11 protein-coding genes and 1 pseudogene are annotated in these 15,668 nt (G+C 57.3%); 4 read left to right on the top strand and 8 right to left on the bottom strand.

What is annotated here, in order from left to right; all coding sequences use genetic code 11:
- Positions 1 to 15 precede the first annotated feature (15 nt).
- Together B5E84_RS01730 and B5E84_RS01725 are read left to right on the top strand one after the other, a co-directional pair.
- On the top strand, positions 16 to 1,512 hold the full coding sequence (locus tag B5E84_RS01730) for a sensor histidine kinase (protein ID WP_242963221.1): 1,497 nt from the start codon (positions 16 to 18) through the stop codon (positions 1,510 to 1,512).
- A 110-nt stretch (positions 1,513 to 1,622) separates the two neighbouring features.
- A complete protein-coding gene (locus tag B5E84_RS01725) occupies positions 1,623 to 3,089 on the top strand; it encodes a PspC-like choline-binding domain-containing protein (RefSeq protein ID WP_087218320.1) in 1,467 nt (488 codons plus the stop codon).
- A gap of 122 nt (positions 3,090 to 3,211) precedes the next feature.
- Here B5E84_RS01725 and B5E84_RS01720 read toward each other — a convergent pair whose 3' ends face one another.
- The 8 genes and pseudogenes from B5E84_RS01720 to B5E84_RS01685 form a co-directional block, all read right to left on the bottom strand.
- Entirely contained in the window at positions 3,212 to 3,991 is a 780-nt protein-coding gene (locus B5E84_RS01720; RefSeq protein ID WP_087218317.1) for a response regulator transcription factor, read from the bottom strand.
- Positions 3,985 to 5,685: a sensor histidine kinase gene (locus B5E84_RS01715; protein WP_087218314.1), complete on the bottom strand. Its 1,701-nt coding sequence runs from the start codon at positions 5,683 to 5,685 to the stop codon at positions 3,985 to 3,987. Before B5E84_RS01715 ends, B5E84_RS01720 begins: the two co-directional genes overlap by 7 nt.
- Entirely contained in the window at positions 5,682 to 6,755 is a 1,074-nt protein-coding gene (locus B5E84_RS01710) for an extracellular solute-binding protein (RefSeq protein WP_087218311.1), read from the bottom strand. Before B5E84_RS01710 ends, B5E84_RS01715 begins: the two co-directional genes overlap by 4 nt.
- 89 nt (positions 6,756 to 6,844) lie before the next feature.
- A complete protein-coding gene (locus B5E84_RS01705; protein WP_087218308.1) occupies positions 6,845 to 7,921 on the bottom strand; it encodes an ABC transporter ATP-binding protein in 1,077 nt (358 codons plus the stop codon).
- A gap of 52 nt (positions 7,922 to 7,973) precedes the next feature.
- The gene (locus B5E84_RS01700) at positions 7,974 to 9,683 is read right to left on the bottom strand and encodes an ABC transporter permease (protein ID WP_087218305.1); all 1,710 of its coding nucleotides are present in this window, start codon (positions 9,681 to 9,683) and stop codon (positions 7,974 to 7,976) included.
- 156 nt (positions 9,684 to 9,839) lie between these two features.
- Positions 9,840 to 11,018 carry an ABC transporter substrate-binding protein gene (locus tag B5E84_RS01695; RefSeq protein ID WP_087218302.1) on the bottom strand — a complete coding sequence of 393 codons (1,179 nt, stop codon included), beginning with the start codon at positions 11,016 to 11,018 and terminating at the stop codon, positions 9,840 to 9,842.
- A gap of 213 nt (positions 11,019 to 11,231) precedes the next feature.
- Positions 11,232 to 11,693: pseudogene (locus B5E84_RS01690) on the bottom strand (ABC transporter substrate-binding protein); the annotation flags it as partial.
- 93 nt (positions 11,694 to 11,786) lie between these two features.
- Positions 11,787 to 13,004, bottom strand: a complete 1,218-nt coding sequence (locus tag B5E84_RS01685; protein WP_087218297.1) for a MerR family transcriptional regulator — start codon at positions 13,002 to 13,004, stop codon at positions 11,787 to 11,789.
- Positions 13,005 to 13,214: 210 nt separating this feature from the next.
- Between B5E84_RS01685 and B5E84_RS01680 the strand changes: the two genes are divergently transcribed.
- Both B5E84_RS01680 and B5E84_RS01675 read left to right on the top strand, forming a co-directional pair.
- The gene (locus tag B5E84_RS01680; protein ID WP_087218294.1) at positions 13,215 to 14,441 is read left to right on the top strand and encodes a M20 metallopeptidase family protein; all 1,227 of its coding nucleotides are present in this window, start codon (positions 13,215 to 13,217) and stop codon (positions 14,439 to 14,441) included.
- Positions 14,442 to 14,470: 29 nt separating this feature from the next.
- Positions 14,471 to 15,664: a hypothetical protein gene (locus tag B5E84_RS01675; protein ID WP_087218291.1), complete on the top strand. Its 1,194-nt coding sequence runs from the start codon at positions 14,471 to 14,473 to the stop codon at positions 15,662 to 15,664.
- Positions 15,665 to 15,668: the final 4 nt, after the last annotated feature.

Here is a 15,668-nt window from a genome sequence, read left to right as displayed (position 1 = left end):
AGGGAAAAGGCAGGTATGATCCATATGACGTTAAAACGAAAAATACAGCTCTCCAATCTGCTCATGGTGCTGATCCCCATCGTACTCTCCCTGATGGGGGTCTTTTTGATCATGAAAACCTCCATGGGCAGCTACTGGAACACCCTGGAGACCATGTATATCAATGAAAACGGCCTCCAGTCCGCCCAGAGCCTGATCTACACCTATAAAATGGAGCTCTGGGACCACGACTGGGGCGGCCGGGAATTTGAGCCCAACGGGGATATGACCAACCTGGAGGAAACTCTGGCGGCCATGGGATACTACGTCCGCATAAAAATGAACGGGGAGGTGGTTTACACCACCATATCGGAGGAAGACATCCAGGCGGCGGAGCAGGTGGTGGGGGACGCCCTCTACACCGCCAAATCCCTGACGGCCTGCGAGGGAGACTTGACGGTGATCAAATATACCTTCTACCGGGACGAGGACGTCTGCTCCCTCATCGCCGTCAACAACGGCCGTGCCGATCTGGCCTCCCGTTCCTATTTAAGGGAGTACATTTTAAAATACCTCCTGATTCTGGCCTTTTTGTTCATCGGCCTGGTGGAGCTGGCCAACCTGGCCCTGTCCCGCTGGATTTCCCGCAGCGTGCTGGAGCCGTTAAAGGAGCTGAGCGCCGGGGCCCGGGAGATCCGAAACGGAAACCTGGATCACCGGATCGCCTACGGCAAGCAAGACGAGTTCGGGGAGGTCTGCCGGGATTTCAACGAGATGCGGGGATATTTAAAACAGTCTGTAAAGCAGCGGCAGGAGTTTGAAAAAAGGCGGCGGGAGCTGATCACCGGAGTATCCCACGACCTGCGGACGCCTCTCACCTCCATCCGCGGCTACCTGGAAGGACTTTTGGAGGGAATTGCCGCCACACCGGAAATGCGGGAGCGGTATTTGAAAGCCATCCAGACCCGCACCGGGGACCTGGAGCGGCTGGTGGAAAGCCTTTCCGTCTACAACCGCCTGGAAAACGAGACCTTCCAATACCAGCTGGAACCGGCGGATATGCGTGCTTTTCTGGAGCAGTACGTGGAGAGCAACGGGGAACAGTTCCGGCGGGACCATGTCACAGTCCGCCTCCGTTTCCGGGAAAAGCGCTATCCCGTCATGCTGGACGGAAACGAGTGGAAACGGGTGATGGACAACCTCTTTGCCAACACGGTCCGCTACCGGGAGAAAGAAACCTCCGCCGTCACCATTTCCCTAGAGAGCCGGAATCGGCGGCTCAAGCTGGAGCTTACCTTCGCCGACGACGGCCCCGGCGTGCCGGAGGAGAGCCTGGGACGGCTCTTTGACCATTTTTACCGCACCGACGAGGCCAGAACCCACTCCGGGGAAGGAAGCGGCATCGGCCTGGCGGTGGTGATGGAGATTGTAAAGGGCCACGGCGGCACGGTGCGGGCCGAAAACAGGAAGGGCCTGGCGGTGGTGCTGACCCTTCCCATGGAAGGCGGGGCGAAGGAGGCTGTAAGAAAATAGAAAGGTGACTTTAGAAAAAGTTTATCAGAATGTTATCTGCCTGTTATCCTCCTTTTTTATACTGATTTCTGTAATGAAGATTACAAAACAAGCAAAAAGGAGTGAATATCATGAAACGGAAAACAAAGGCGGCGGCTATATTCGGTGTGGCCGCGGCATTATCGGCAGGGGCGGCTGTGACCTCCCTGGCGGCCTGGGAACAGACGGGAGCGGATTGGATCTACACCGACAGCAGCGGATACCGGGTGACAGACGCCTGGAGACAATCCGGCGACTACTATTTCTACCTGGATTCCGACGGCATCATGGCCAGGGATCAGTGGGTGGAAGACTCCTATTACGTGGATGTAAACGGAGCCCGCGTCAGCAGCCGCTGGGTGTGGGCGGACGAGGGCGACGACGCGCCCAGCTCTGACGGCGGCTGGTTTTACCTAGACGCCAACGGCAGGGCCGTCACCGACGGCTGGCGGGTGATCAACGGCCAGCGCTACCACTTTGACTCCGACGGAAGGATGAGCTACGGCTGGCTGACAGACGAGGACGATCATCTGTATTACCTGGGCGATGAGAGCGATGGAGCGGTTAAAACCGGCTGGCTCTGCCTGGACTACGACGAGGAGGACGGCCATGAGGATGGTGAGGTAGCCGGGATCATGACCGGCGGCGGCACCTGGTTCTACTTCCTGGAAAACGGCCGCGCCCTGCGGGCAGACGACGGCGAAACCTACGTCAACCGCATGATCAACGGCTACCGCTATTACTTCGATGAAAACGGCGCCATGGCCACCGGCTGGGTGAGCGTGGGAGAGCGGGAGGCGGAGGACGCCACCGGAGTCAGCACCTTAAAATACTTCGGCGGCCCGGACGAGGGACAGATGGCCAGAGGCTGGAGATACCTCTACGATGACCCGGAGGATACAGAGGATGACGATTTTGCCTTCGGCCCGGCCACTCCCAGCGAGATGACGCCCAGCCAGTGGGGAAACCGCTACGACGGCGGCGAGGGAGCCTGGTACTACTTTGACAACAGCGGCACCCCGGAATACTTAAAAACCGGCGCGGAAACCGTCACCGACGCCACCGTCCGGATCAACGGCCACCGCTACTTCTTTGACGAGTATGGCCGCATGAAAAGCGGTCTCATCGGATTCCGCCAGGAGGACGGCGCCATCGTCAGCGCCTACTTCGGAGCCGACGACTCTGACGGCGCCATGAAAACGGGCCGTCAGCCCAACGTCTACGAGGAGGACGGCGAGCGCTCCACCTTCTATTTCAACAATAACGGCGGAGAAACGGGAACGAGAAACGGCTACCTCTACTACCAGGGAAAGCTGGTGCAGGCAGAGGAAGGCGAAGATTTCCAGGTATTTGAGGTAAACGGCCAGCTCTATCTGGTAAACGAGGCCGGCCGTGTCCAGACCTCCGACCGGGCCTACCGGGTGGACGGGGAGTATTACTACGAATACGAGGACGGCACCATCTACCGCGTCAACGACGACAGGGAGCGCCTGGGAGAAGTGACAGAGGGCGAGCGCCTTCCCAGGATTTCCTACGAGGAGGTGTATGCCTTAAATTAAAGACGGGAAATCGATCATAGAAACTTTCTTTCCTTTCTGAATATTCTTTGGAAACAGGACGGGCAGGCCTTTTTGGCCCGCCCGTTTTGTCTGTCCGTCTCTATGGAAACTTTTATAAAATCTCATCCCATCCCCTTCAAAAACTTCGTAGGCGATTTCGACGTATACTTTTTAAACACCGCGCAGAAATGCTTATAGTCAGAAAAGCCGGTGGCCTCGGAGATCTCGCTAATCCTGTATTTTCCCGTGCCTAACAGGGCCGCCGCCTGCTGCACCCGGTAGCGGTTGAGAAAATCCAGGAAGGTCTGCCCGGTGACCTCCTTAAATTTCCGGCTTAAATAGCTGGCGCTCACCCCCAGCTCCTCGGAAATGGATTCCACGCTCAGTTTCCCGGCGTACCCGGTGCGGATCCGCTCCAGGGCCTGGGAGACGTAGCCGTTTTCCGACCGGTCCAGATCCATGTAATCCTCCAGGTTTAAGAGAACGCCCTCCGGCTCCGTCTGGCTTTTCCTGTGCTCCGCCTGGCGGCCGGCGGCGATTTCCCCGGCGATTTTTTCCATGAGCTGCGCCAGCTTTTCCTCGTCCACCGGTTTTAACAGGTATTCCCGCACCCTGGCGTCAATGGCCCGGCGGGCGTAGTCAAATTCCGCGTAGCTGGTGAGAAGGATGCTGACGAATTTCACCGATTCCGACGCCTGGCGGATCATCTCAATCCCGTCCAGATAAGGCATACAGATGTCGGCGATGACCACGTCCGGCCGGTATTCCAGGATTTTTTCCAGCCCCTCCCGCCCGTTGGCAGCCTCCGCCACCACCACGCAGTCCATGGAGAGCCAGTCCACAGTGTAGACTAACCCCTTTCGGATAATGTCTTCATCTTCAGCGATCAGTATTCTCAGCATAAGCTCTCCTCTCTGCGGACCGGCAGGTTTACGATCAGCGTCGTGCCGTGGCCCTCGGTGCTGCGGATCTCCACTCCGTAGAGATGTCCGTATAAAAGCTGGATCCTGCGGTGGATGTTGTAAAGGCCGGAGTGGCGGCCGGGGGGCTCCTTCTGTTCCAAAAGCCGTCCCAGTTCGCTTAAGGCCGCCGGGGTCATTCCCGCCCCGTCGTCCCGGCAGATCATCACCAGATGTCCCTCGTGGATGTAGGCCTTCAGCTCCACCGTCAGGCGGTCCCCGTTTCCAAATCCGTATTTGACGGAATTTTCAATCATGGGCTGGAGCACCAGCTTGGGGATCCGGCAGTCCAGGGTGGATTCCTCCACGTCCACGGTGCAGGTTAAGCGGGTGCCGAACCGGTATGTTAAAATGGTCAGATAGTTGTTTAAATGGTCCAGATCCTCCCGCAGGGTTACCTCCGTCCGGCTGCTGTCCAGGCTGTAGCGGAGAAGGCCGGACAGGCAGAAGATCATCCGGGAGGCCGTCTCCGGCTCGATGCGGCACATATACCGGATGTTTTCCAGGGTGTTGTAGAGGAAATGGGGGTTGAACTGGGACTCCAGCTGCCGGTTCTGGGAGAGGGCCACCAGCTCTGCCATACGGCTGTTATTCTCCATCTGCTGCCGCAGGCTGCCGATCATACCGTTGTAGGCGTCGGCGATGGTCTTAAACTCATTGTTGCTGTCCACCTGGACGCGGCAGTCTAAGTTTCCCTGCCGGCCCTGGTCCATCACCTCCAGGATCCGGTAAAAGTCCGCCGTCTTTTTCTCCGTCACCTTCCTGGTGGTCACAAAGACCCAGATGGTCATGATAAACAGGGCCGTGATCACCAAGGCGGCGTTTAGGGCCAGGGAGATCACGATGTTGTGAACGTCCGACAGCACGTAGACGAAAAGCTGTCCCCCGCAGGCGGGGCGGGCGGAGAGAAGATAGAGGTGGCGGTGGTAGGAGAGCCAGGTGTCCCCGCCGCGGATGTCCTTAGAGAGCTGATGGCTGTCCGTGAGAAAGCTGGAATTGCCGCAGAGGTAGGCCCAGCCGTAGGGATCAGTGACCACTGCCTGGGCAGCGGACCGCTCCAGCAGCGGCTGCATGGCCGTGTGATCCAGGGTGAAGATAAGATAGCCCAAAAGCTGATCCCCCTGGGACACCGCCCGTCCCAGGGCCAGCATGGCTCCCTCCTGCTTATAGCCGTCCAGGAGCCGCAGCACCGTCTGCCCCGGCGTTTCCTCCATGGCCGCGAAAATCCCCCAGGACACTCCGGGCGCCACCTTTAAGGCGCTGGGAACGGCGGCCTGGTCAGAGAGGATCACCTGCCGGTTAGCGTCCAGGATGTAAAAATCGGCCTCGTAGCCGAGACCGTTGGTGGCTCTGTAAAGTTCCTCAAAAATCTCCGATCTGCCGGCAGGGTCCGGCTCCCCGTCAAAGAGTCCGGGAAACGTCTCCAGACGCTCCAGCTCCCGGCTGCAGGCGGCCATCGTCTGTTCCAGCACCTCTGTTATGTAATCCCGCTGCCCGGTGTTTTCTTCCCAGCGGCTCTTTAGCAAAAGCCCCATAAATATGAAACAGCAGATCAGGGTGATGGACACTGCCGGTACGATGGCAAGCCCCATGAAAAGCCGCTGCAGCTCCTCTCTGAAATACTGCTCCTTCTTCATTCTGAAAGCTCCTTTTCATAAATTTCGGCAAACCGTTCCAGCCACTCCTCCCTGCGCCCGGTTACCAGCTCCAGGCTGCTCTCGATGGAAGGAAAGCTGCTTTTGTCCGGCAGTCCCTCCGGCTCGTCCACATCTGTCCGGACGGAGCGGCGGTTTAAGGTGCCGGCAATAATGGACTGGGCGTCCCAGCCGGTGACGAAGTCCACAAAGGTTCCTGCCTCCTCCGGATGAGGGGCATTTTTGGCGACGCAGACCACGTCCGGGGTGGAGAGCACGCCCTCCTCCATGTAGACCAGACGCACCGGGCCGCCGGTCTTCACGTACCGGGCGCCCCCTTCCTCGAAGGTCAGCCCCACGGCATATTGTCCACTGGCCACGCCCTCGTAGACCTGGGAGGAACGCTCCAAAAGGGTTCCGTCCAGATTTTCACAGAACCGTTCCACATAGTCCCAGCCCTGCTCCGGATCCCCGTCCCCCATGGCGTAGAGCATATTGATCAGGTGCTCCCAGGCGGAGGAGGAGGCGGACGGGTCGCACATGGCAATCCGTCCCTTCAGCTTTGGATTCAGCAGATCCTCATAGCCTTTTACGGGAATATCTTCCGTCAGGTTGGTATTGACCATGATGACGCTGGGGACGTCCGTAAACCGGGTCATGTTTCCCTCCCGGTTTTGAAATTCCTCCCGCACCAGGCCCTCGTTGGCGCTGGTATAGGGGGCAAACAGGTCCCGCCTGGGGGAGGTGATGGAGAGGGAGCCGCCCCAGAAGATGTCGCAGAGAGGCTCCTGGCCCTGGGCGACCTGATCCAAAAGCTCCCCTGTGCCTCCGGAACAGACAAGGACTGAAATCCCTGTCTGGGCCTCAAATTCCGACACGATGGGGTCTATAAAATCCTGGGGGTGAGGACAGTAGACCACCAGCTCCCGCTCCGGGAGAACGGTTTCCCTGACGGCCAGCTCCTGTTTCCCGCTGCCGCAGCCGGAAACTCCAGCCGCCGCGGCGCCCAAAACCGCCGCCGTCAAAAAAACCTGCAAAAACCGGGATGTCCCCCGTCCTCTGCCTGTGGTCATCTGTCCTCACCCCCTGTCATCTTCCAGTATTTGGCAGGCGCGGGCAAGTCCCAGCCCGTGCCGCTCTATGGGTGATTTTACCAGCCGCTTTACAGAATGTAAACCCCTCTGGGATCAAAATCCAGGTAAGCCTTCTCACCGGCCTCGTAGATTCTGCGGTTGATAGGATTGTAATCGGTAATCTGAATCTCCGTGTCTCCCAGCATGGCCTCATAGTACTGATAGGAGCCCATAAAGGTGGAGAGGGTGACGGTCACCTCCAAAACGCCGCTTTCCGCAAGGCTTGCGCCCTCCGGACGGATCACCAGGGTGGCGGTGTCTCCGGCCTTGGCACCGGCGAAGTTGTTGACCTCCAGCTCCTTGCCGGTGATCTGGATTAAGGCCTTGTCCCCGGAGACGGATTTTACCTTGGCGTCCAGGAAGTTGGCCTCGCCGATAAAGTCGGCTACGAACTTGGAGGCGGGGTGGTAGTAGATCTCCCTGGGGGTTCCGATCTGTTCCACCTGTCCCTTGCTCATGATGATGATTTTGTCGGAAATGCTCATGGCCTCCGACTGGTCGTGAGTCACGTAGATGGCGGTGATGCCCACCTTCTGCTGGATTTTGCGGATCTCCGTTCTCATGGTGATTCGCAGTTTCGCGTCCAGGTTGCTCAAAGGCTCGTCAAAGAGCAGGACGCTGGGCTCGATCACCAGGGCTCTGGCTAAGGCCACGCGCTGTTGCTGGCCGCCGGAGAGCTGGTTGGTCATGCGGGATTCCATTCCCTCCATCTCCACCAGTTTCAGCATATTCATCACCCGCTCATGGATTTCCTCCTTGGGGAGCTTGCGGATCTTTAAGCCGTAGGCCACGTTGTCAAACACGTTGTAGTGGGGGAGAAGGGCGTAGCTCTGGAATACCATGGCCGTATCCCTCTTGTTTGGCGTCAGGCCGTTGATGGCCTCGTCCCCTAAGTAGATTTCTCCCTCGTCCGGGCTTTCAAAGCCGGCGATCATGCGCAGGGTGGTGGTCTTTCCGCAGCCGGAGGGGCCTAACAGGGTCACGAAGGTGCCCGGCTCAATGTTTAAGGTGGTGTCCTTTACCGCGTAAAACTCTTTCCCCGTCTTGGGATCGTTGTAAATTTTCGATATATGCTCCAAACGGACGCCTTTTTTCTGTTTTTCCATTCTGAATTTCTCCTCTCTGCCCGGCAGATGCCGGAGTCTTGCACATTTCCCTTTATTCCGCGCTGCGGATCTTCCGGCTGGTTCCGAAACGCCCGATGAACAGGTTCATGATGAGCACGGCGCCGTAGGTAATCAGGATCAGCACCGTGGCGTAGGCGCAGGCCACGCCGTAGTTGCCCTTTTCCGCCTGCTCGTTGATCTGGCAGGTGATGAGCAGGAAGTCCGGCGTCACCAGAAGGATGATGGCCGAGATGGCCGTGATGCTGCGCACAAAGGCGGTTACCAGGCCGCTGAAGAAGGAGTCCTTGATCAGGGGCAGGGTCACGGTCATGAACACGCGGGCGGAGTTAGCGCCCATGTCGTAGGCGGATTCCTCGATGGATTTGTCGATCTGCCGCAGGGCGGAAATGCCGCTTCTCGTTCCCGTGGGAAGGCTTCGCACGATAAACACGATAATCAGAATCAGTCCCGTCCCGTAGAGGCCGCTCATAATGCCGCTGCGGAACAGGCCGTTGGCGTAGCCGCGGATGTAGCCGATACCTAAAACGGTGCCGGGAACGGCCATGGCCAGCATGGACACGAACTCGATGAAACTTCTGCCCTTAAACCGTTTCTTCACCACCAGATAGGAGATGACCATGGACAGAAACGCCGTCAGGGGAGCGGCGATGAGGGACAGCACGAAGGAGTCCTTAAAGGCCTTTAAGCCGCTGGTTTTAAACATATACTGGAACCACTTTAAGCTCAGGCTGTAGTCCCGGCCCCAGAGGGTGAACAGGGCGCCGAAGGGCACCATGATGTACATGAGCACCACGTAAGCCGCCACCAGGGCGCAAATGATGGTGAGGGGGATGGTTACGCTCTTATCCTCAATGAGCATCCGCATCCGGGAGGCTTTTCCCGTCAGGGTAGCCGCCGTCTTTTTCTCCAGGTAATACTTCTGGATCAAAAACAGCACCATGGTTAAGGACAGCAGCACCACGGACATGGCCGCCGCGCCGGTGGAGTCGTAGGCACCCGTCACCTGCAGATAGATGGTGGTGGCCAAGGTGTCGTAGGAGCCGCCGATGAGCATGGGGTTGGCAAAATCCGCCACGGACTCGATGAAGGTCACCAAAAAGGCGTTTCCAAGGCCCGGCAGCAGCAGGGGGAAGGTCACGCTGGTGAACACCTTCCAGCGGGTGGCTCCCATATCCCTGGTGGCCTCCTCCAGAGAGGGGTCAATGTTCTTTAAAAGTCCCTTTAACATCAGGTAGCACACCGGGAAAAAGGTCAGGGTCTGCACGATGGCGATACCCTTTAAGCCGTAGACGTTGGAGTCGTAGATCCCTAAAAGGGAGCGGGTGATGATTCCGCTTCGTCCAAAGAGCATGATCATGGACAGGGACAGCACAAAGGGCGGGGAAACCACCGGCAGCATGGAAACCACGGCGAACAGTTTCTCCAGGATCTTTGTCTTAAGCTTTACATAAACCTCCACGTAGGCGAACAGCAGTCCGATGGCCGTGGAGGCCAGTCCGGTGATGAACCCTAAGACCAGGGTGTTTTTAAACGCGGTCTGGAACCGTTCCAGACTTAAGACCCGCTTGAATACGTCCAGAGTGAACGTCCCTTCCGTATAAAAGCTGTCCACCAAAAGCATTAAAAGCGGGTAGAGGATGAACAGCGCCAGGAAGATGAGCAGCACGACGATCATGCTGATCAGAATGGGGTCTGAAAAGAATTTTTTGCGCTCCAGGCGGGCGCTCTGGTTACTGGCCACAAAAAGGCCCCCTTTCTATATTGGGTTGTGTTGACAGGAAAAGCGCTGCGAAATGCCGGAAACGCATATTCGCAGCGCCTTTTCACTTCATTAGCGGGGCGTGGGGCTTATGAGCCGTCCCGCCCGGCGCCTGACCGGTCGAGTGTACCGGAAGGCTTACTCCGTCAGGAAACGGCTGGAATCCGCACCGTCAGAGGAGCTTCCCAGAGCAGCGAAGAAGTCCTCCACGTACTGGGCGATATTGTTCTTCGCGTCCTCGAAATCGTAGTCGATGGTGTTGTTCATATCCAGACCGAACTGCGTTGCCTCCTCAGGCTGGGTCGCGTTGCTGATCACCAGGAACTGATAGGAGCCGTTCTCCTTCGCGTGGTCTACGCAGTCAGGAGACAGAGCGTACTCGATCCACAGCTTCGCGGCATTGGGATGAGCGCAGCCCTCGAAGATGGCCGTAGCGCCGATCTCAAAGGAGGTGCCGTCCTCAGGAACGATCAGCTCAATGTTGTCGTAGCCCTGAAGGATCTGGTAAATGCCGTCATGCAGGAAACCGATGGCGATAACGCACTCGCCGGGGCCTACCATCTTGGACGGGCCGGAACCGGATTTGGTGTACTGGGCGATGTTCTTGTCCAGAGCTTTGAAATACTCCATAGCCTCGTCGTGGCCCTTCATCTGGATCATGGTGTTGATCACCAGTTTCGCCGTGCCGGCGGTGTTGGGGTTGGACATCATGATCAGTCCCTGGTACTCCTCCTTGGTCAGGTCATCCCAGGTCTTGGGAGCCTCTAAGCCAAGGCGCTCCAGCTCCTCAGTGTTTACCATGAAACCGAGGATGCCCTTGTAGATGCCGTACCAGCAGTTGGTGGGGTCTTTGTAGTCGTCGCTGATTAAGTTTGCGGCGTTGATGGCCTCATAGGGCATCAGCAGGCCGTCGGCCACTGCCTCGTTGTAGGGGTCGGTGGTGCCGCCGAACCATACGTCCGCAGACGGTTTTCCGCCTTCCTCAGATACCTTGGTGTATACCTCGGAGGTGGAAAGTCTCTGGTATTTTACGGGAATGCCGTACAGCTTTTCAAAATTCTGGCAGGCGGCGGATAAATACTCCTCCTCGCAGGAGCCGTATACCGTCAGCTCGCCCTCCGCTTTCGCGGCCTCGATCAGGGTATCCAGATCTCCGGATGCGGCGTCCTCTGCCGGCTCAGCTGCGTCGTCAGCGGCCGCTACCGTGGTTTCCGCCTCAGTGGGGGCCGCGGTGGTGGTGTCCGTGTTTCCGCCGGAACAGGCCGTCATGCCAAGAGTCATGGCGCAGGCAAGCAGCAGTGCTAACTTTTTTTTCATAATAGAATCCCTCCATTCGTATTCTGATAGTCTTTATTTTAACAGACTTCAGAGGAAAAAACTACCTAAAAATTGGTAATTATGTCAGTTTTTCTGAACTTTGTCAGAGAATTTTTCGGGACTTTGCCGGGGAATCCAGAGATGGAGAGAGCGGGCGGCCGGGGCCTGTCCGGGATGAGGGGATGGAATTTGGCTCACGCTGTTCCCGGTGATGGGGCGGCCGCCGGCCCTGCCGCCCAGCACTGATGTGCCTTTTAAATCGGTCCACTGGAAGTCCTCCTTGGGAGTACGGCTCACCAGGAAATTGCCGGCCCGCTGGGTGAGCTGGGCGAAGTTTACGGCGTAGTCCTGGGAGCCCTCCTGGTACACGTAGATCCCGGCCTCTGAGCCCATAAAGCCGATGTCTGCGTCCCCGGAAATGAGGGCGGTCATCACCTTGTCGGCCCCGCCGCCGTTTACCAGGGTGAGGGCGATCCCCTCGTCCTCGAAGTAGCCTAGCTCAATGGCGGCGTACTGAGGGGCGTAGAAAATGGAGTGGGCCACTTCGTTTAAGGTCACAGGCGTCAGGCCAGAGTCCTGGGAGGCAGAGCAGCCCGTCAGGAAAGCGGCGGATAAGGAAAGGGCAAGAAAGGCCGAAACGGCCCGTCCGGACAGGGAACGTATGGATTTTTTCATGGGATTCTCCTTTTTTTGACGTGATAGTACATTGTATGAGGGAGGGGAGAAAGGGGTGCCCCGGAAACAGGATTCCGGGGCGGTTTACAGGCTTTACGGGTGCTTTTCCAGGTAGATCCACAGGCGGTAGATCTGATCCTTGTCATCCATAAAGGCATTTGTGGCTTTCAGGCGCTGGGTGAAATCCATCCGCAGCTTTTCCCGGATGGAGTAGCCTAATTTTTTTAAGTCTTTTAAAATAGCGTCCTCGTACAGGTATCCCCGGCAGGCCACGTCAATGGGGGAGTCGAAGGGGATTTTGTCGTAGGAACGGTTCAGGTACAGGACGGAGCTGTGCTCGTGGGTCAGCCAGTCCAGCAGATCCAGGAGAAAGCCTGGAGTGGTCCAGGAATAGTCATTGCTGCCGCCGTAGTCAATGATCTGGTCGATGGAGCCGGCCCGCAGGGGGATGTCCTCGTAGCGGCAGCATAGGAGCACCACGTTTTTTACTTCCGGCCGGGAGGCCAGGGCATTGCGCAGGAACTGATGGCGCATGGGATCGTGGTCCACCGCGAAGTAGAGGCAGTGGTCCGGGATCAGGTCATAGGTGTGGCGCAGGAAAAAACCGAACCCGCTTCCGGCGTCCAGGCAGGTGCGGACCGGGCGGCGGTATTTGTTGATGCAGGATTTTAGCCATCTTACGTTCTGGGCGATGGCCTGCATGAGGGCCTGATTGCTCTGGTCTAAAAACAGGTCGAAGGAGGAGAAATTTTTGTAGGCGTCCGGATTGGGGGAAACCATGAAAATCCCGTTCTCCACCTTCCAGGAGGTGCGGCACTGGGGACAGGAAAAAGAGCCGTTGATGATCTGGTTCGCCTCGATCTGGTTGCTCTCCAGGGTCAGAGGCCCGCGGCAGTGGGGGCATACCAGCCAGGAGAGGGCGGAAAGGGGGACGCCAAAGGGCCGCAGGGCGGCCGGTTCCCCGGTCTTTTCCGGTTCTATGAAACTTTCCACAAAGTGTTTGGCGTGGGTCAGGCGGTCCAGCTCCGCCGTGATTTCCTCCAGCCGTCTCCGGTAGAGCTCCTGGCAGCCGGAGGCCCCCACACTGGCAGAGAGAAGGCCGCCTTGTCCCGCGAGCATGATCTGGCGGATGTCAGCCAGGGAAAAGCCGGCGTCTTTCAGACTCAGAATCCGGCGCAGGTCGTTTGAGCACTGGGCGTCAAAGGAAAAATGGTATCCGTCCCGGATGGGATATAAAAGCCCTTCCTTTATATAATACCGGACCGTGTCAGGGCTTACGTGGTGCAGGGCCGCGAATTCACTGATTTTCATAGGAAACCTCCTGTTATGAATCAAATTATAGATGTTTGGCAAAACTTTGTCAATTCTGCACAAAACAGAGCGGAAAAAATCTGAAAAAATGTGAAAGTGGAGCTGACTCCATGTTTTCTCTTTTTTTGTGCAAAATGCAGGCGGAAAAGAGGCTTGATCTGTAGAACCCTATAGGCGCTATGATAAGACAAACGAGAAAGGGGCGAAGAAATGCTGGAAGAAACGAGAATCAAACAGGCTGCGAAAGAGCAGGAGGAATACGTGATTCGGATGCGCAGGTATTTCCACGAGCACCCGGAGAACAGCATGGAGGAGAAGGAGACGTACCGCGTGATCACGGGAGAGCTGGACCAGCTGGGCATTCCCTATGAGACCGTAGGGGACTATGGGATCATCGGGCGGCTGGAAACGGGGAGGCCGGGAAAGACACTGCTGCTGCGAAGCGATATGGACGCCCTTCCCACCCAGGAATCAGAGACGAATCTGAAAGGAAAAAAGGTGTGCGTTTCCGGGACTCCGGGAGTGGGCCATCTGTGCGGCCATGACGGACATATGGCCGTTCTTTTGGGGGCCATCCGGGCGTTAAACGAGATGAAAGAGGAGCTGTGCGGAACCGTTTTATTCTGCTTTGAGCAGGGAGAGGAGGGCGGCTGGAGCATTGACGCCATGCTGGAGGCCCTGAGCCGCTACCACATTGACTACGCCTGGGGGATCCATCTCTACGCGGATCTGGACTGCGGCAAGGTGTCCGTGCAGCCGGGGCCGAGAATGGCATCTGTGGCAGCCTTTGCAGTGAAGGTGAAGGGGGTGGGCGGCCACGGCAGCCGTCCGGACCTGTGCGTGGATCCGGGAGCCTGCATCGTGCAGATCCTGGCTCAGGTGCCGTCTCTGCTGAAGGCGCGGATCGCGCCGGACCGGATGGTGACCTTTTCCGTGGGAAATATCCAGGTGGGCAGCAAGCCCAATGTGATCGCCGAGGAAGGCTTTTTCTCCGGCAGCCTGCGGTTTTATGACTACGGTGCCGGATGCCAGGCCATGGATATTGTGTGCCGGGTGACGGAGGGGCTGGCGGCCGTGCACGGCTGTACCGTGGAATACCAGAGAAAACTGGTCTGTGACACTGCCACCATCAATGATCCCGCCATGGCGTCTGTGGCAGCACGGGCCGCGGCCAAGGCCGTGGGGGAGGAAAACGTGGTGGAGACAGAGCCCTGGATGGCGACGGAGACCTTCGGGCGGTATCTGCAAAGGTATCCGGGCGTGTTTGCCTTTGTGGGCATCCGCAACGAGGAGCTGGGCGCCGGCGCCGGCCATCACAATCCCCAGTTTGACCTGGATGAGAGAGCGCTTGAGAAGGCTGTGGAGTGCACACTTTTTTACGCGGCGGAGCTGTTAAAGGAGACGGATGGCACTGCTGACGCGGTGGCCGTCAAGTAGAAACACAAAAGAGGGGAGAAAAAAGAGGTATGGGACATTGGACATTGGTGACAGCGCTCACCACAGTATTTATTGTAATGTATATTGCGGAAATCGTTACGAAAAAGACGAAGGCGAGGGTACCTTCCCTGCTGGTGGTATCCATTATTTTCCTGGCCGGGTACTGGTCCGGGCTGTTTCCCAGGGACATTCTGGATGTGGCCTTTGTAAACCAGATGCGCCAGATCATGCTCCTGTTCGTGCTGATCAACATCGGCACCATGTTTGACATAAAGGAGATCCGGCAGGAATGGCGCACCGTCGTGGTAATCCTGGCGGCGGTAGGAGGGATTGTAGCCCTGGTGACCCCTCTTGGCAGCGCTTTGTTTGGCAATCAGATGGCTCTGGCGGCGGTTCCTCCGCTTACAGGCGGCGGCATGGCGACGATCATCATGAGTGACCAGGCGGCGGCCATGGGCCTTCCGGAGATTGCCATGCTGGCAACCCTGATCTTTGTATTCCAGGGATTCTTCGGATTCCCTCTCACCAGCTATTTCCTGAGACGGGAGGGACGCACCCTGATTGAGAGCTTCCGCAGGGACAAGGCCCTGCGTGCCCAGTCTTCCGCCGGGGAATCCGCAGGGACGAAAGCGGCCAGGAAAACGGTCAACGACCTGGTTCCGGCAAAGTACAAAACCTACACCTATTATCTGACCAAGCTGGGAATCCTGGCGTGCATCGTCTATTTTATCAACCTCTATACGGGGAAATATTTCAGCGACACCATTCTCCAGATCGCCATCGGCATCATCGGCGTCATGTGCGGTTTCCTGGAGAAGGAGCCTTTAAAGAAAGCGGAGTCCATGGGCATCCTGCAGCTGTGCCTGACGGCCTCCTTTATGAGAAACTTCGCGAACTCTACGCCCCAGCAGCTGTTTGGACTGATCGTGCCCATTTTCGGATTTCTGGTGCTGGGCTCCATTGCCATCGCCATCGCCTCCATCCTGTTCGGAAAGCTGATGAAATTTTCCGTCAATATGTCCATGGCTGTAGGCTTAAACTGCTTTTTAGGGTTCCCCTTCAATTATATCATCTGCAATGAGGCCATCAGCGCCACAGCGGAGACAGAGGAGGAGCGGGAGTATTTAAATGGGATTTTAATGCCTAAGATGATTATTTCCGGCATTGTGGCCGTGTCCATCGTATCGACCATCGTAGCGGGAATGTTTGTGGGGATGATGTAGGAAG

Source organism: Lachnoclostridium sp. An14, from assembly GCF_002160755.1.
Lineage (GTDB): Bacteria > Bacillota > Clostridia > Lachnospirales > Lachnospiraceae > Lachnoclostridium_A.
This window is presented reverse-complemented; position numbering and strand designations above follow the sequence as displayed.